Source organism: Nostoc sp. (genome assembly GCF_036917375.1).
Taxonomy (GTDB): Bacteria; Cyanobacteriota; Cyanobacteriia; order Cyanobacteriales; family Nostocaceae; genus Nostoc.
Genome location: NZ_JBALDN010000105.1, coordinates 169,942 through 188,275, shown reverse-complemented (window position 1 = coordinate 188,275; position 18,334 = coordinate 169,942). Strand labels below are relative to the sequence as shown.

The window sequence follows — 18,334 nt, the reverse complement described above, 5'->3', positions numbered from 1 at the left end:
TAATTAACATACATAGCTAAAGTTGTGAAAAAATTGTGGGCTGGTTAAGAAATCTTGTATTGCAATCTTTTAGCTAATATGTTATGTACAAACCAATACATATTTTTGACGATCTAAAAAAGTTTTTTGCGTCAGAAACTCATTTATTTCTAATTTTTATCTATAGACGCTTTCGCAATAACTAAATACAGCTTCATTAACTTTGACTGTGTAATGAAGCTGTAAAACTTACGTTAGACAAACAGGCTAAACTACACTAGCAGAGAAAACAAAGTCCTTTGCTGTGAGGCTAGTTGATGTAATTCCAACTAATGAAGCCAATTCTGTATTTCCGATTTTCACGATAGTATCACTACCCTGTTGCAATATTGTCAGGGTATTAAACTGAGTAACACCAATACCGCCCAGCCCGATTTTATCAATGCCAACTGTAAAATCAGTCACAATGTTCTTGCTAGTTGGCAGACTGGCGTTAGCAATCCAGAATTGGTCAGCACCAGCACCACCACTCAAGCGATCGCTACCTCCTTGACCAGCAAATAGCACATCATCACCATCGCCACCAAACAGGGAGTCATTGACATTAGAGAAGAGTTTGTCATCTCCAGAACCACCGTAGAGACGGTTATTGCTACCGTTACTGGTGAGGGTGTCGTTACCTGAGCCACCGAATAATGATTGACGAGAACCTTCAATTATTGTGAGATTATCATCACCTGTCGCCCCAAACAAATTATTACTACCACTGGCTTCTACAACGGTAATAGCATCATCACCACTGCCACCATCGGCACTGGTATTTTGAGCCGGGCCATTTTGACCGATAAATATGCGATCGCTACCATTTTCCCCGGAAACTGAAGAGTTATTCCCTGCAAGCACTGTGTCATCTCCGTTTCCAGCCAGGATTGTGTTATCTTCAGCACCTTCTACAAAGTCTGCTCCATCACCTGCATTAAAGAATTGTCCTGGCTCAAGATTGACAGTATCGCTGTTGCTAGAACCAAAACCGTTCGGGAAAGTAGGCTCTACAGTTGTCAGATTATTGGGTAATTCGAGAATACCGAGTTTTTCAGCAGCCGTATTACCCGTAATATTGAAATCGTTGTCGTTAATCAAAGCTAGAGTATTGGGTGCTACCAATGCTAGACCTTCTAATTTTTCCACCCCGGTGTAACCCAACTGAGCAGCATTAGCAATCAAACTCTTGCTGACAGGGGTAATATTGGCAGCAGCTAACTCCGTAGAGGTAAGTTGTTCAATAGTTTTACCAACTGGCAAGGTAAAGTTAGCAGGGTTGTTGATGTTGGTCGCCCCAGCTAAATCAATTTGGTAAATTAATTTATTGCCAGTAGACGTATCATTGTCATCTCGTTCAACTACTGCAAATTTGCCGTTACCCAAAGAAACTGCATCGCCAATCTTATCGGTTCCTGGTAGACCTTCTAGGCGATATAAATACTCTCCTGTTACCTGCTTGCTGACAATATCAAACTCCACAATTCGCAGGTTGAGAGAGTTCTTGGAAGTCGCATCATTGGCGACATCTGGATTATCGATCGCACTCTGAATAAAAGCATATAATTTATTACCTTCTAGTGCGACAGCTTCAAATCCTCGATTATTGCGGCGTTGAGCATAAACTGCTGGCAATATTTCCGTACCAAAAGTTCCGACTGGTCGATCTGGGTTGGGTGCTGTGGCAGTTCCTTTGGGAATAAAGCGGTCAATCAACTTACCATTAGTGTCAAAGTGGTAAATTGCCGGACGGTATTCATCCACTAACCAGTAATCTCCATTTTCTGCAACGACAATACCCTCTAAATCAGCACCCAAAGGATCGTTAGCTAGAACATTGTTGTTTAAGTCAATGGCAATTTCATCTGTGTAGGCTAAACCGTTTCCTACAGCTTGCAAGTTAGGCAATCCCGTTAATGGGGTCGTTCCATCTTGGCGGAATAGTTCTGTTCTGTTGGTAATGTTGATTTCACCTGTGGTGCGGTTGAGTTCAAAGCTGACTATTTCTGGTTGGAAGTCGGGTAATAAAAATGGTCTTTTGACACCATCAGGTTCTCCATTGGGGCCACGATCGGTGTTGGTAACAAACTTCAGGTTGCCATTTGCTGCAAACCCTTGGAAATACAACCCAGAAAAACCACCCAAGAAAATATCTTGATTTTCAGAGGTTGTGCCTAGTTTGGGTAAGTTTTCAAATTCATAAATAGTCAGCTTGGGTTGGGCAACAGGATTGCGAGGATCGTAACTAGTGGTATCGATATTTAGAGAATTGGGCAAGGCATTGGCTATATTCTCCCAAGGCACCAGTTTAAAGTTAGAACTGACGTTTTCACCATCGATTGTTTTGGCAGGTTCATTAGAGCCGTCTTGGGTGACAAATAAACCAAATGGGAAGTTAGGCCCCAGTGGCACATTAATTACATCAGCCCCATCTGACTCTTGCACGCTGTCAATTGACCCATTGTTACCAATGGCAAAGTTACCCACGTATTCGTTGTTACCTTCACGTGTGTAGGCAACAAAGGTGCTATCGCCTTGGCTGGATGCTAACAAGTAGCCTGTGCCGTTTTTGCCGTAATAAATAGTCAACCCTTCGGCATCATCGGTAAGGTGAGAACCACCCTCAAAACGGACGCGATCTATCAGCCTGCCTGTTGTGCTACCGTTCGGTTCTGTCTGGAATTTCCAGATGCCCACATCTTCTTGGGCTATGTAGAGAAAGCCGGTTTCTTGGTCAACAACCATACCCTCTGTTTGGGGAGAACGCCCTTCTGCGATCGGCGATGGGATGGTAAATTCCCGCACCAGTTCAGCGCCAATTTTGCCATTCCCTTTGTCAATCAATTTGAACTGAGCTATATCTCCAGTTTCTCGCCGACTGGTAAAGACATAGTAATCATTAGTTATGGGGCTACGGTATAAGGTAACTCCGTAAGAACTGCGAGTTGATGCAGAATAGGGAGGTTCAAAAGGTGATGCTTGGAAGATTGTACCAATATTGCTATCAGTGATATCTTCCAAATATTGACCGGGGGTGGTTGGATTGGGATTGATTTTGAAGATTGCTAGTTTATCATTGTTGCGATCGCTAGCGACAGCAATATCAACAGATTGATTACCTAATTTAAAACCGTATTGCAGGTCAATATTGTTGTAGCGAATATCACCAGGATTAACTGTTTGCAACAAATTACCAGACAAGTCATAAACCCGCAGTCCAGCATTTTTGACTGAGGTTAGTACTAGGCTATCGGCAGAATTTGTGGCATTGACATAGATGGCAGGATCGTCAGCATCAGCATTTCGATCTACAGCAGGTAGCGCTGGATCTTCATCGTCAAATAAACTGGGGCGGGTTTCAACTGTGGGTGCAGCGGTCGGAACTAAGTCTGCACCCAAAGTGAGGATTTGGGTATATTGGGTACTACCAAAGTTGTTGTCACTTACCAGCATAATCGACTGACGACCATCTGCTAGTTTGGGGCCGAAGGCAAGACCTTCTATATTATCCACTCCTGTAATCGGGTGGTTCGCATCAGTAGGCAGATTCAGGTCAGTTAAATTCAACAGCAGTCGTTTTTGAGCGGGTTTAATAGCTGCTAGTTGTTCAGTACTGAGATTGTTGAGAGAATCGTAGAAGCTAATGTCAGTTGCACCTTGCAAAGAAACTTCGTAGATTTTGATGGTGTTGCCTACACCTTGGGCAAAGGAACGTTCTAACGCCAGTAATGTGCCACGATTATCTATTGCTAATAAGTCTGCTAAACCATTGTCAGCTGAACCTGTGCTAGGGTTGGGTGGTTGAGCGATCGCATCGGTAATATAAAGGTATTCCTTTTCTGGTTGTCCACTAACCAGATTGTATTGCAGAATTCGGGAAGGGCTGCCACTGGTGAGTGAAGCCTTTAATCCATCTTGGGACAGCGCGTTTTCGGTGGCGGTAAATAAGGTTTTCTGGTCGGGTGTAATGGTGAGGCTTTCAAAGGCTAAGTTATTGTAAACACCTGATGTCTGCGTATCGTCGGCATCGACAATACCGTTGCCATTACTGTCTTCTACTACTGGTAAAAATTTGCGGGGGACAAATAGCGAAGCTACTTCTTGCCCTGTTGTCAAGGAAAATTCTTTAATAAAGGGATTGGTAACGCGACCAGCAGCAGGATTGACTTCGCCCTCTGAAGATATAAAGACTGTTCCATTATTGGTTAAAGCAATGCCTTCTGGGTCAAGGCTATTGAGTGCAAAGAATTTGCCACTGGTATCTTTCAGAGGTGTGACATTGGTAAAAGTCACTCCCGTTGTAGAAATAGTACCTGGGTCAGCAGTGAAGGTATAAAAGCGGGCAGGGGCAACTTGGGAGCGATCGTCTGAGATGGCGTAATAGCGATTATTCACAGCATCGTAAGTGACACCAGATAGTCCGCCTAGTGGAGTTTGTACCCCATTCACCGTTCCTGCTACACCAGCAGGAATAAACCCTGTGGGAAAAGTACTCTGCCCCACAAATCCAACATTGGGAATGATTTTACCTGGTTCGGTTGCTCTAGTTTGCACATCTGCAAATACTAGACGATGGTCAGAACTGGGGAATGGAAAAGTACCTACTAAGGGAAACGTTGAATCAGTATTTAGAGGCCAAAATACTCCTGAGTTGGCAATTGTTAGGTCAGTAGAGGGTAGCACATAGTCAGTCCGTAGGTTTCCGGGAGTGTTATCAGCAAAGTCTGCGGTGTCAAAGCTAGGATTACCATTTTGGCTAGCGTTTGCACCACCCTGTAAGTCTGCTTGTTGGCGCGCACCCAGACTGGTAGGGATGACATTAGTATTGATATTAGGATTTTGCAACAGTTGGCGAATAGCGTTGTCAAAACTATCACCATCTGACGGATCTGCATTTTGGTCGCCCATAATCACAAAGCTTGACCCAGCAGCAATACCGCCAGTTTTACCTTCATCATCGTAAATGTAATTACCATTACCAGGGGTAATATAGTCCGCCCAAAAGCGGATCTCGTCGTGGTTGCGTTTGCCGTTGCGATCTTCCGCGCCATCAAAGGTTGGGGGTGTGGGGTGGCTGGCGAGGATGTGAATTGTCTCGCCGTTTACTTGGATGGGTACATCCCAATGACTTTTGGAGGAGAGGCGTAAAACTGCCATCTCCTCGTCAGAATACCAATCATTTGGCTGTGGTGTTGTCGGATCGTCGGGAAGTAAGGCATTTGGCATATCCTTCCAAAGGAAGTTTTGGAAGGTGCGGACGTTGGCAGTGTCGATGGGATATTTGGATAACAGCAACATCCCATATTGACCAGGAAAATCACCGAATCCGAAGGCATCATCGCCATATCCTGGTTTGCCTGGGGTTGTAACTGCTGTGCCATTGTTGTTCAAGTCAAAACCAGAGGCAATACCCGTATTGGAAGGAGTGATGTAGAAGTAAGGGTAGTCAACGGGTGTTGTACCATTCTGGCTGACGGCTAGGTAATTTTGTCGGAATAGTTGAACTGCCTCCGGGGAGTAGTCAAACTCGTTAATTAGCAACACATCCGGATTATTACGCTGGATGATTTCTGCAACTGCCTTTGCTTGAGCATTGTCAGGGGTAGACAAATCGCTGACTAACTGACCTTTGGCATTACGATTCAAAGAAGCGTTGAATTGAGAAAAACGAATTGTATTAGTAGTTACCATGTTTAATTCTGAGATAGATTCTAGATATGAGACTGCTTTGAAAATTGGGAATAGGGAACCGCAGAGGCGCAGAGTACACAAGAGTTGTCGGAGTTCGATTAAATCTGCGTTAAATAAAGACGAAACGAGTATCTGTTGCCAAATTTGCATTGCGGTTTAACCCGTTTTCCACAACAGCAATTAATTCCGTTCCATTGTTGGTGAAAATGCCTACAGCCGATCTAACTGACCCTAGTAAGTAATTGTTAGCAACTCCCTTAAGCTGAATCCGATCGCTTGCTTGAAAGTTGAGAATATCGGCATAATCATTATTGCGAGAACTGATATAGAAAGCTGAAGTGGCATCACCTAAAACGTAAGTATCTGCACCTTGTTCGCCGTTGAGGAGGTCAATTTCGTTTGTGCTACCGCCCCAACCAACTAAGCGGTCATTGCCATTGCCTCCAGAAAGTGCGTCACTGCCAATTCCACCTAAGATTGTGTCATTGCCATCGCCACCAAGGAGTACATCTATGCCTCCCTTGCCATCTAGGTAATCATTGCCTGTTCCACCGTCGATTAATTCACTGGTATTAGTGCCGATGACGCGATCGCTTCCTGCTAGAGCATTAACTATGTATTTGTTAAAACCAGTAAGTTCGCTGACAAAGATGATGTCGTTGCCAGATGTCGCCTTGTTATTAGCAACAGTCAAATCAAAGGTGTCGCTAACATTACCGCCTTTACCATCAGCAGCGGTAACTGTAACTGCAAAAATGCCGATTTGAGAGATAGTGCCGGATATCACACCTGTGCTGACAATAATACTAGAACCAGTGGGTAAACCTGTAGCACTGTAAGTCAGAGTGTCGCCTGGATCTATATCAGCAAATTTGTTACTGATATTGAAAGAAAAAGCTTTATTGGTAGAAATGATTTGGTCGTCAATTGGCTGTACTACCGTAGGAGCATTGTTTTTAGGGAGATTAAACCGAGCCACGCTAGGGTCATGATCGCTATCCTGGTCGGCAAACTCTGAGTTGATGTGAACTACATCATACCCATCCAGCTTGTTGAGCAAGTTGTTACTAACTAAAACGTGGTCAAGGGTTTGGGCGTTACCTTCAAAGTTGTAGGTGTAACGCTCATTTTGCGGCAGAGTTTCAATTAAGGAAGTCAGTCCAGCGCTTTTTAGGGTGTTGACGGGGTTGGAAAATTCAAAGTCATTTAAGTCACCCGCCACTACTACATTGGCATTGGGGGCGATCGCTAAAATAGACTCGACAAAGTTTTTCACTAGGGTAGCTTGTTGTTGGCGCTGGGTTTCACTACTGAGGGTTGGTGGTTGATTCGGCCCAAATAATGGTTGGTCGCCACCTTTTGAATTAAAGTGGTTGCTAATTACATAAACAGTTTCGCCATTGAAAGTAAATTCACCAACTAACGGCTTACGACTGCTAGTAAAGGCGGAGTTGGTGGGGTCGATTAAACCAGGACTATTGGAAACTGTAGGAACACCAGAGACATTGGTAACTGTGGTGCTAGTGGTGGAACTACCACCAGGGCGATCTACAAAGTTGACACGATTGGGATTAAATAAGAAACCTACCCGGATATTTCCACCAGATTCACCGCCGTTTGTATCGTCTACTGGGTTAATTTGGCGATATTGATAGGTGGGGCCGCCAGCAGCAGTAATTGCATCAATTAACTTTTGGAAGGTAGTGTTGGCATCAACGACGCTATCATTTGTTGCACCGTTATTGTCCTGAATTTCTTCGAGACTAATGATATCTGGTGATTTGAGATTATTAACAATGCGATTAGCCAGGTTGTTAAACTTGGTTGGATCGTCACCTGGATCGAGGTTCTCGACGTTGTATGTAGCGATCGTCAGTTTGTCAGTGGTAGAAGTTAGGTTAGTGACTTCTTTTTGAATGTTACTGTTCTGTACTACTGTGGGAGCAGCCGATACTAGAACTTCATAGTTGTTAAAGCTGTAGTCAACAACACCGACAATATTGCTAAGTTGCGTACCAACATTAACTTCAGGTAGCACTAAGGCATTGTTGAGATCGTCAATCTGAATCCGCTCAGGATTGAAGTCTGAAGCACTAATCAGGCTACCACCGCGAACCGTTCTACCTGTGGTATTTCCGCCATTGTCTGCTAATATCCAAATTTCCTCTGATGTGCCAAAGTTTGCAGTGGGTGAAGTAGTAATTGGGTTATTCACCTGTACCAGCATTCCTTCTAAGCTTTCATAGAAGTCGATGCCATCCTGGGCCGGATCGAAGGTGGTTGTTCCAGTTTCGATATTAGCGATCGTGTCGTTATCGATTACCGTTGTCGGGATAGTTCTGCCACCATCACCAAGGATTGTAGCAGTGGGTAGATCGTTGCCACTAGAAACGGTAACAATTGTGGGAATGGTAATTTGTGTTTTGGTTAAATTATTGGCATCGTTGCCAGGACGAAACTCTGTAACTGTTCCACTGACTAATACCGAATCGCCGACGGATACGGTTGGTGCTGATGAGGTGAAAACAAAAATGGCTTCGGAAGTGCGCTCGTCGCTGTCTGGAGTGGGATCTTGCAAGTAAAAACCGTTACTTGCTTTAACCGTGACAATTCCCGCTACATTGCTGACAGGCTGATTTCTAAAGGATGAGATATGCCCCGTTCCTTGAATGTCGCTAATCCGAACGGATGGAGTTACTTCAAATACCGCAACCGTCTTGCTAACTTCGGCTGTAGTAACTAACAAAGGCTTGCCTGTGGGACTGTCAGCCGCCGAGACAAAGGTTAGCCCTTCGATCGCAACATCTTCGGGAGTATTGATATATTGAACGAAACTTGGTTTATTGGGATTTGTCACTTCGTAAACGATGACATCGCCAGTGCGTTCTAAACCAATAAAAGCATAGGTGCGGTTGTTGATGACTCCAATCGCCACGCCTTCGGGTTCAGGCCCTTTGTTATCGCTGCGGGTGTCAAAGGTATCAGCCGCACCATCTGAGTTAAACAGAGTTGGTACTTTGGTTGCGGTGATTTGTTCAAATTGGTCGCCACTGTCGAATATCTGATTGCCGCTGGCATTCCAAATCGAAAAGGAACGTCCCCCAAATGCTTCGATGCGGTCAAAATCCCCGTCTCCGTCGGTGTCTCCTGTGGCATTTGCAACGGTTAACCGCCCCAGGTTGGTATTTTGCTTTAGGGTAGCCGCATTGGGAAAAACAGTTGGATCTAAAACATATCCGGCTGCGCCAACCCGGATTTCCTCGCTAAAACCAGTGTAGTCGCGGGAATCTCCTTCGTTGGCAGTGATGTAGTAAGTCTGTCCGTTGGTGGTGAAGCTAGCGATCGCATCGGGTTGATATAACCCAAATACTGGCCAATTCTGAATATTAATTTTACCATCCCGATCGCTAGCATCTAATCCATTACCTGGAAGATTGTAATTCTTCGCACCAAGGGGCAAAATATCGGTGATGGTGGCGCTGGCAATATCCAGAATAGCGATCGCATTGTTTTCTTGTAAGGCAATCCGTGCAGTTTGACCGTCTGGAGATACAGCAATATACTCTGGTTCTAAGTCTTGTGCCACCGTCGAACCGGGGCCAGTAATCCGCACACCTGCGGCTTTGAGTGTAGCGATCTGGCTATTGAAGCTGGTAAATGGGGCTTGGGCAACGGTTGCATTAGCCACGCCACCGGAAATGTCAATAATGCTAACTGAACCTTCAGGATCTAGCGAATTTGGTTGCCCGTAGCTGTTGGGTTCTCCCTCATTTGCTACTAATACCTTCGTGCCATTGGGCGTAAAGGTGAGCATATCGGGTAATGCACCCACCGCCACTGAGTTCAAAAAGTTACCATTGGCGGCATTGTAGAAACTCACCTGTCCTGTCTGCTGGGCGTTTGTGGTGGTGTTTTGAATGGCGTAGGCGACTGCGACAATACCATTTTTTACCGCAACGCTGTTGGGAATAGCTTGTGTCCCTGTGGGAGGCGTAAATCCTGTTGTCAAAGAACCAGCTGAGGTTAGCGTGCCTGTATTGCTGACATTATAAATTTCAACTATGCTGCCAGCAACCACAAATAAGCGATCGCTTCCAGAATCAAAGGCGGATATTTCGGCTCCATTAGTACTGGTAAAGCCACCAACTTTCTGCAAAATGCTGGAGTTATTGTTGGTAATCGTAATATTTTGGGAAGTGGTGCTGTCCATAGACCAGCCATCTTCATCAGCATTGAAAGAGATAAAAGTAATATCGCCTTGTGTCAAAGCCATTAATAACGTCCCCTTCAATTTATTTTGTATTGTTTGAAAATTGTCTAAAAAGCTGATGTTCAGTAATAATTTGCATATATAATCAAGTCACATTGACAATCGTAATATCACTATTAATGAAAACCATTTGATAGTTAAAAAAACTACAATTTTTACTAGTATTAATCCATATTCAGCAACCTCAAGTTATCTCAGCAACGTTAATAAACTGCTAGCAAAAGGTTAAAAGAATAAATAATATACAGATGGATTTAGATCCCCGGCATCTCGAAGAAGTCCGAGAGACAGCAATTTTACGCCCATAAAAAAAGACGGACAAGATGTCCGCCCCACAATAAGTAGTTGGATATTTTTTATTTGAAAGTCATTTTGTATTAAAAGCCACTCTTGCTTACCGGAATTTACCAGGGCTTAAACGAACGCCGTTAGGTTGAGACTGACGACGAATTGCTACTCCACCCCGCAAATTGTTTCCAGTGCCACCATCTTGACGATCGAGGAAAGGTTTCAGATTAATCCCACTTCTAGATGAACTAACCCGATTATTGCCACCGCCTAGAAGTGTGCGTCCTAAATTATATAATTCGTTGCTTCCGCTACTGCGATCGCCATAAGTGTTAACGGCTATAGTCTGTTGTCCACTGTCAGCAGTAGTCAAGTTTTGGAAAATGCTATTGCGGATAACATAGGGATCTTTGCCACGTGGGACTGTCAGCACAATTCTACAGGTTGGGTTGGTTTCAGTTGTGACGCAGACAATATTTTCGTTATTTTCTACGGCTGTCTGGAGTTCTTGTAAACCATCTGGGCGATAAAGTTCCAAACGACTGGCAATTGCTGCACAACGCCTTTGTGCGTCCCAACCACCACCTAAAGCCGCAGGTGCTGCCCAAGGAAAGAATTGCCCTGGTTGACTTTGTGGCTGATACATGACGGTGTATTGACCATTGTAAGTCTGACAGGTAAACCGAGTTGTACCATCAGCTGAGGGTGAAGGTGGTACACCTGTCGATGTGTCTATTGGAACTGGTGCTGATGTGCCGCCTGATGGTACTGTTGGTACTACTACACCATCGCCATTAGAATCATATTGCGCCATTGCTGCTGAATTGCCCAGACACAAAGATAAGCCAAGACTGCCCAAAGATATCAACCGCAGCATTTGTGATGACATAAATCATCCTCCAGGAGAAATTAAGTAGGGAATTGATAGTTTAAGTGACGAATAATTCTGGCTTTTGATTCAGCAAAAACCTATTTTTTTTCCTCTCGTGCTTTTTTCTTTGCGAGTAGCTTTTTCACCCGTGCTTGAATTTCTGCATGACGCTCCACTCTTTGATAGGCGTAACGGTTGTAGCACTTATTTGCTTAAACTAAGTCACTCAAATACTTGAAAATTTTATTTGTATATGCTAGGGCAAATTATTTGGATCGATACCTTGAGATTGTAGATAAGCAATTAGCCGTTCTTTTTGCTGGCGTTCCTGTTCAATTTGTTCCACTGCCCAAAGTAACAAATTACCTGCCTCATCCCACCAGCGCAACCAGTAACCAGTTCTGGCTTCTTTTTTTCCTTGCCAGGTTCCTAGAAATAAACCCATTGAATCAATCCAATGACGACCATTTTCATCAGGTTGCTTTAACTCGTAGCGCCTGTTTTCGAGTTGGTAAAATTCTAATAAACCACCATTTTGGTCAAAAATTATGTAAATTGGGACTTGAAGAATCTGCTCGTAAAAAAACCATTTTCCTGGTGGATAGGTTCGTTTAAAAGAGTATTCTCCACCTTCAGTGTCAGATAGAAATTCCATCACAACTGCTGGAATATCTCCATCTAAATTGGGTGTATAGCTTTTGCGTTCTCCTAAAACCTGATTTACCGATGGCACATAAACCCAGTCGGGTGCTTTAGCTATAAATTGCCCGTTTATCGTCGCACAAAGTCCAAAATTTGAGGCTATTAACATCTGCGGTTGGATGAAACCGTTTATCTCAAGGCTTTCGCGCAAAGCACCAGCCAATAGTGGCTGACCTGTATTTTCCACTGGTTCATCCTCTAAGTGAAAATCTGCGGGCAATGCTTCCCAAGATACTACCAGTTCTATTGAAGATTTAGCTTCACCGAGTTGGGTTGCCATAACACCCCCTTTTATTGATTTGTCTTTATTTTATGGCTAACCAATGGTTTGTTGCGAGGCGTAATGCTGTTATTTTAAAACGCAATATAAAACTCACACTTTGGAATGGAATGCATAAAACACACACAAAAAACCCCGACTAAATTAGCCGAGGTAAAGTCGAGAAGTGAGATTGACGATGAGATACAGTGATACCAAAATTTAAAATCTTAGCTAACGCTAAAACCAACCAAAACTAAAGTGGTGACAATTAAAGTTGCAATAAGACCCTGTAAAACATATTTACGTTGTTCCCAAATTGCTGGGTACTCAGCGTAGTACATCTTGGGTTCTGCTGCGTAGTTGTTGAGAATGCCTTCTTCGTTAGTGGTGGTGTACATAATTTTTTCTTTTCTTTGCTTTGTTATCTTATGTAACTAAATATAACAGTTTTGTTACAAATTGCCAATCAGACTTGACAAAAAAATACTAATGATAAATATAAAACTGACTTATCAGCACACCACTGCGTTTGGAATACGTAAAAAACAAAAAACCCCGGCGAAACTAACCGGGGTTACAGAGAGAAGTCTGAATGACGATGAGATACAGCGATACTAAAATCAAAAAATCTTAGCTAACACTCAAACCAACCAAAACTAAAGCGGTGACGATTAAAGTTGCAAAAAGACCCTGTAAAACGTATTTACGTTGTTCCCAAATTGCTGGGTACTCAGCGTAGTACATCTTGGGTTCTGCTGCGTAGTTGTTGAGAATGCCGTCTTCATTAGTGGTGGTATACATGGTTTTTTCTTTTCTTTGTTTTGTTATCTTATGTAAATAAATATAACGTTTCCGTTACAAACTGTCAATGAGACTTGACAAAACAATACTGATGCTAGCCATAAAGCTAACTTATCTGCGATCGCAGATTCTAGCAAAGCGGTTCTACACAATGAAAGCAGCTTGTCCATACCCTCTTTTACCAATCAGTTTGAACTGTGGTTGAATATTTGGGGAGAGTTCACGGCAATTGCCTATATTGAACAAAAAAATCAAGAAGCATTATGGCTGACTCGCTATCTCGATCTGCCAGGATGCCCACCAAAGTAGTTTTTTGATATAGAACGAAGTAACACACTCTACTAAATATTAGAGAATTTATTTTTGGGATTCCCTAAATATCTAACCCAACTACCATTAGGTCAGGTGGATGTTCAACATTAAACTGGTAATATATCTCTCGCCGTTCTTGGGCTGGAAGAGTTAACAGCCATTCTAAAATCCCCATTTCACCGAGTTGAATTTGTGGGTTGCTGCGACTGAGGCGTACTTTAATTTGCTCATTGCGGCTGACTGGCAATTGTTCAGTTAATTTTAGATTTACTTCTTTCTCTAGTAAGTTAGTAATTATCAACCGATAACTATAAGTAATCCGGCGCTGGTTGCTAATTAATCTTTTATCTACTAGGCGCTCAACTAAGTCGCGCTCAACTTTTAAACCTTCGTCAATTCCTAAGTTCAGTTTGAATTCTTGCCCTGGTGCAATATTTTCTAACCCAGTAGTACCGACAAAAACGTTATCGCGGAAAATATTCGCTTTGCCTGGTAACAAAGTCGCACCGTTAGGACTATTTTTCACATTCGCTTGTAGATAAGCAAAACTTACCAAGCGCGGCATTGCCACATAATCGAAGCTACAAGGATAATTATCGTTGAAAATCGTAGTTTTATGAGGTGCGCCATCGCTGGGAATATTACCGCCACTATTCAATTTAAAGGTAACTACACTACCTTCTTTAGATACTTCTGCTGTAACGGTTTCTGCTGGAATCAGACTATCCTCTGCAACTTCTTCTTGTTCTTGCCAATCAGCTCTGGCAGCAGAAGCAGGCGGTTCTGGTATGCTAGGCAGCAGTGGTGGCTGGGCAGCAAATCGTCTTCGCGCTCTTTGAGGAAGTGGTATATCAATATACCAGGGTTCAAGCTTGGGTGGGAGTGTACCTAATCCCGGTTTAGCGGTAGAAAGGGTGAGATTTGCACCAATCCAATCTTCGCCAGTGCTTTGAGTGATTTCTGCAAGGTAGCTTAGATGCACAATATCGCTAGTAGTGCTAAAGCGCAAGTCATAAAGCGGATTCCAGCTAGCGCGATTTACTATATAAGACACCTCTAATTCAAATTCGCCTTCACCCGCGACTTCAACGGCTACAACTAAACTAAAACTCTCTTTAGGATGGGGTGTTTGGATTATTTGCAATGAGGTGTGGAGTGCTTGGAGTTGTTTGTCTAATTCCTGCTGTTGAGTTTTGCACTCTCCAGATGCGATCGCATATTCACTATACTGGCTTCCGAGAAAGTTCAAAAAATCCAAAGTTTCGCTAAGGCTGAGATTTTTCCGAGACAAACTTTGTGCAAAGGGTTCTTCTGTTTTTTCACGTAAGCCAGCGATAAAACTAGATTGCAATGCTAAAGCATCTACTTGGGCTTGCAGGTGGCGTTTTTCTGCTTCTAACTGCTGAATTTGCCTGGTCAAATGTGCTACTCGTTCCGCTACTGGTTCAGTAGTGTAGATGCGATCGCTACTAACCCCCATCAAGCGCACCCCTACCGTACCTGTACCGCTAACCCGAACAGACTCAGTTTCTAGAGTCATTGGCACTGGGGTAATTACTAATTCCTGTTCAATCCCTGTTAAACCAACTACACCTCGCCGTGTAACCAATGCTCTGTCAGCATACACAGTAACAGCTACAATCTCGCTTTGTACTGTTTTGCGCCAAGACGATATTTCCGGGTTAACCACTGCCAGTTTTCCCCCATTTTTAATAATTCTGCTGGTTAATTGTCAATGTTTACCGGTCTAACAGTCAACCCCTTTAGAGAATTCGTAATTCATAATTACCAACTACGAATTACGAATTCTCTTATCCATGAATTGGTTCAAACGTGCTATGAGCGGTATCAGCTTTTTGCTCGACAAAATTCTTTGCCGCCGCTAGTAGATACTCATAATAGGCACGAGCGACGATAGATAGCTGCTTGCCAGATGGGTAAACCATGTACCAGTGCCGCTGAATGGGGAAGTGTTGCACATCTAAAATGCTGAACTCTGAAGCGTCTGATAGTAAGGTATGACGGGATAAAACAGAAATTCCTAAACCACCTGCGATCGCTTGTTTAATTGCTTCGTTACTTCCCAATTCTAGCTTGACTTTTACTACTACCCCTTCTTCTTCAAATAGCTTTTGGACGGCGCGACGAGTTCCTGAACCTGGTTCCCGCATAATAAAAGGTTCGTTAGAAAGGCGTTGTATAGGAATATTTTTTTCTTTGGATAAAGGATGATTAGTCGGTGCAAAGACTATCAAAGGATTTTCTAGAAATGGTTCACAAGTCACATCGATATTGTCTGGAATTTGACTCATAATATATAAGTCATCCAAATTTTGACTCATCCGTTCTAAAATTTGTTCGTGATTTGTGACTTGTAGCGAGATATCAATCCCTGGATAAAGTTCGCAAAATGGCCCTAACAAACGTGGGATAAAATATTTTGCTGTTGTAATTACTGCCAAACGTAATTGTCCCTGTTTTAGCCCTTTTAAATCTGCCACCTTCATTTCATACTGGGCTATATTGTGAAAAATCTGCCGACAAGTCGCAAACAATTCCCGTCCTGCCTCTGTCAGATACAATCGCTTCCCCACTTGCTCAAATAATGGCAAACCTACTGATTTTGTGAGTTGCTTGATCTGCATAGAAACGGTAGGTTGGGTGAGAAACAATTCCTCAGCAGCACGAGTAAAGCTACTGTGCCGTGCCGCCGCCTCGAACACCTTTAACTGGTGCAGCGTCGCTTGGTTCAAGAGTGATTCTCCTATATATAGCGATTAATAGATATAAAACTAGTATTGCTGAACACTGGCAAATGATATAGTGATGCTCACAGAAAGTTACGAGTTTTATCATAGACAAAACTCTATCATTTAGATTAAAATAAAGGTATTTTATTTATGGATTGAAGAAGCTATTATTCAGAATAGCTAAAGCGTAAGATGCCTTCCATCTAAACGATGAATGTTGAATGATGATTTGACAAAATTCATCTATCATCATTCATCATTCCATAATTCTTCTTGAACTTTTGTCGGTAGCTTGGTTAAGTCTGGTAATCTTAGTACCTCGATTTCCGCAACTTGTTCTTTAATATTCACTGGCAAGTTTAACGGCTCGCGTTCTTCTATCCAGCAACTTGCCAATGGCAAAGTTAACTCCATTTCATCCAGCGGTCGAGGAATTACCATCACTGCATTCAATTCCCCAATTCGTTCTGCTTCAAACATTCCCGCTTCTACTGCTACCGCCACATTTGCTACGGAACCACGAATAATAGCCGTACACAAACCCCCACCAATTTTTTCATAAGCTGCTAAATGAACATCAGCAGCTTTGAGCATCGCATCACACGCTCCTACCATCGCGGGAAATCCTCGCGTTTCTACCAAACCAATTGCTTGGTTACTCAGACGGCTGGAATTGCCTTCTTGCATTAATTTAGTGAAACGAGTCGTAATGGGAAGTACTATATCTAGGTTGGGATAAGGTCGGGGAATCACTAAACTAGAAACCAACTGACCAAACTGTTCAGCCGTTTGCACGCCAGATTCTACCGCTAGACGCACGTCAGCAATTCCACCACGGACGATCGCAGTACAATAACCGCCACCAATTTTTTCATACCCAACCAGGTGAACTCCCGCTGATTTCAGCATCATATCCGCCGTACCCACGATCGCCGGAAAACTGCGGGTAGAAACTAAACCCAAAGCAGTGTCCTGAAAGGTTTCTTGACTACTCGCTCCCTGGGTGGTGCGAATAGACCGTTGATTGTATGTTTCCATGATGAATTCTCCAAAATACGGAAAAAGCCGACAACTTACAATTAACACTTACTCGGACTAATCGTCAGAGTTTGGGTCGCTCAAGGATTGTCTGTGAGGAAACAATGTAGTCAACAGTCTGCTTATGCTCCCTTGTCCATAAATTTGAGTCCCAAAACCATTAGGGGATTCTGTGGTTGGCTGACTGGGGTCTGAATGATGTTTATGTTCTGTTGACTCTGGGGATTCCCCCAAAGTGGAGTCAGTATCATTAGTCGGTTCCTCCACTGGAGGAGACTGACTTTCGGGAGTTGCGGGAGATTTAAAATAAGAAATCGACTTGTTTTGTTTGAAATCTACAAAAGCCGAAGCTGAGAAGTTAGTTGAGGAAATTACTTTTTCCTCAACTCCACCTGAGCTATTTTCCTCTTCCTTCGGTGGTGTATTTGTAGTAGAAGTTGGGTTATTTGTAGATGGTTCTAGCTGCTTTGTTGGCTCGATCTGCCGACTGGTGTCTCCTAAAATCGAACCAGGCGGTACTACTTGTCCGGGTTCAACCGAATAGTTAAAAACTGTAGTAGCCGAACCAATACAAGCATTTGCGCCAATTTTGCCTTTGCCAATCATCAAAAAACCGGCTCCCAGGTTTGCACCTGCTTCTACCTCTAAGGTGCCTTCATGGACTTGGAGAATTGCTCCCATGCCAATACAGACTCCTGGCCCAATGACGATCTTGCTATTTATAGCTGCTTGGAGGATTACCCCAGGTGCAAGTACCGCGCTTGGATGAATAGTCACCTCACCACTAATATAAGTATCAAAGTTATTGCTGAGGCGCAGTAGCGGCACAGACATGGAAATTTTAACCTCGGAAGCCGGATGTAGTTCTGAGTGCTGTTAGCGGTAGCGGGGCGTTTAGCCCGTGCTGAGTGCTGAGTAATTAGTATTTTCTAAAATCTGAGTTTACAGTTGGTGTGACTGGCGTCTTTAAAGTGTTAACTCAGCACTCAGCACTTTTAACTCAGCACTACTATGGTCTTTGAATAATCGTTTCCAATACGCGACGCTTGGCTTTGGGGTCAACACCAATTAAGCGTACATATTCCCCTTGGTATTCGCCGAGTTGTCTTTCTACGGCAGCGATCGCTTCTCTTTCTGAGGAGGCTTGAATTTGACCGATACTAGTCCAAGAACCTGTACGGAACCGTCGTTGATCTACGTGTTCAATGCTAATTTTTGAGCCGCTAGCCAATAATTGCCGGAGTTGGTCTACTACTTCACTACTCAAGCGGGTAGCAGTAGCTGTGGTTGTGGCTGTACCAGTAGTAGAGGGTGCACTGCTAGTATATGAT

The 18,334-nt window shown here is 43.4% G+C and carries 11 protein-coding genes and 1 pseudogene; 1 reads left to right on the top strand and 11 read right to left on the bottom strand.

Translation table 11 applies throughout. From position 1 onward, the window contains the following. Positions 1 to 246 precede the first annotated feature (246 nt). From V7K45_RS29120 to psb34 (V7K45_RS29095), 6 genes are all read right to left on the bottom strand, one after another. Positions 247 to 5,709, bottom strand: a complete 5,463-nt coding sequence (locus tag V7K45_RS29120; protein ID WP_335008853.1) for a phytase — start codon at positions 5,707 to 5,709, stop codon at positions 247 to 249. A 109-nt stretch (positions 5,710 to 5,818) separates the two neighbouring features. Continuing rightward, positions 5,819 to 9,982: a choice-of-anchor I family protein gene (locus V7K45_RS29115; RefSeq protein WP_335008851.1), complete on the bottom strand. Its 4,164-nt coding sequence runs from the start codon at positions 9,980 to 9,982 to the stop codon at positions 5,819 to 5,821. Positions 9,983 to 10,373: 391 nt separating this feature from the next. Further along, a complete protein-coding gene (locus tag V7K45_RS29110; protein WP_335008849.1) occupies positions 10,374 to 11,156 on the bottom strand; it encodes a COP23 domain-containing protein in 783 nt (260 codons plus the stop codon). 238 nt (positions 11,157 to 11,394) lie between these two features. Further along, the gene (locus tag V7K45_RS29105) at positions 11,395 to 12,120 is read right to left on the bottom strand and encodes a Uma2 family endonuclease (RefSeq protein WP_335008847.1); all 726 of its coding nucleotides are present in this window, start codon (positions 12,118 to 12,120) and stop codon (positions 11,395 to 11,397) included. 209 nt (positions 12,121 to 12,329) lie between these two features. Further along, a complete protein-coding gene (gene psb34 / locus V7K45_RS29100; RefSeq protein ID WP_335008845.1) occupies positions 12,330 to 12,500 on the bottom strand; it encodes a photosystem II assembly protein Psb34 in 171 nt (56 codons plus the stop codon). 232 nt (positions 12,501 to 12,732) lie between these two features. Then, entirely contained in the window at positions 12,733 to 12,903 is a 171-nt protein-coding gene (gene psb34 / locus V7K45_RS29095) for a photosystem II assembly protein Psb34 (RefSeq protein WP_289798921.1), read from the bottom strand. Between the two features lie 162 nt (positions 12,904 to 13,065). On the opposite strand from psb34 (V7K45_RS29095), the gene V7K45_RS29090 reads away from it, so the two are divergent. Next, the gene (locus tag V7K45_RS29090) at positions 13,066 to 13,212 is read left to right on the top strand and encodes a hypothetical protein (protein WP_335008843.1); all 147 of its coding nucleotides are present in this window, start codon (positions 13,066 to 13,068) and stop codon (positions 13,210 to 13,212) included. A 64-nt stretch (positions 13,213 to 13,276) separates the two neighbouring features. Here the strand turns inward: V7K45_RS29090 and V7K45_RS29085 are convergent, their stop codons facing one another. The 5 genes and pseudogenes from V7K45_RS29085 to V7K45_RS29065 all read right to left on the bottom strand — a co-directional run. Continuing rightward, the gene (locus V7K45_RS29085; protein WP_335008841.1) at positions 13,277 to 14,905 is read right to left on the bottom strand and encodes a mucoidy inhibitor MuiA family protein; all 1,629 of its coding nucleotides are present in this window, start codon (positions 14,903 to 14,905) and stop codon (positions 13,277 to 13,279) included. Between the two features lie 121 nt (positions 14,906 to 15,026). Then, a complete protein-coding gene (locus tag V7K45_RS29080; protein ID WP_335008839.1) occupies positions 15,027 to 15,968 on the bottom strand; it encodes a LysR family transcriptional regulator in 942 nt (313 codons plus the stop codon). 246 nt (positions 15,969 to 16,214) lie between these two features. Further along, on the bottom strand, positions 16,215 to 17,003 hold the full coding sequence (locus tag V7K45_RS29075) for a BMC domain-containing protein (RefSeq protein WP_335008837.1): 789 nt from the start codon (positions 17,001 to 17,003) through the stop codon (positions 16,215 to 16,217). 57 nt (positions 17,004 to 17,060) lie between these two features. Next, on the bottom strand, positions 17,061 to 17,837 hold the full coding sequence (locus V7K45_RS29070) for a transferase (RefSeq protein ID WP_335008835.1): 777 nt from the start codon (positions 17,835 to 17,837) through the stop codon (positions 17,061 to 17,063). 175 nt (positions 17,838 to 18,012) lie between these two features. Then, a pseudogene (locus tag V7K45_RS29065) lies at positions 18,013 to 18,258 on the bottom strand (ribulose bisphosphate carboxylase small subunit); the annotation flags it as partial. Positions 18,259 to 18,334 lie beyond the last annotated feature (76 nt).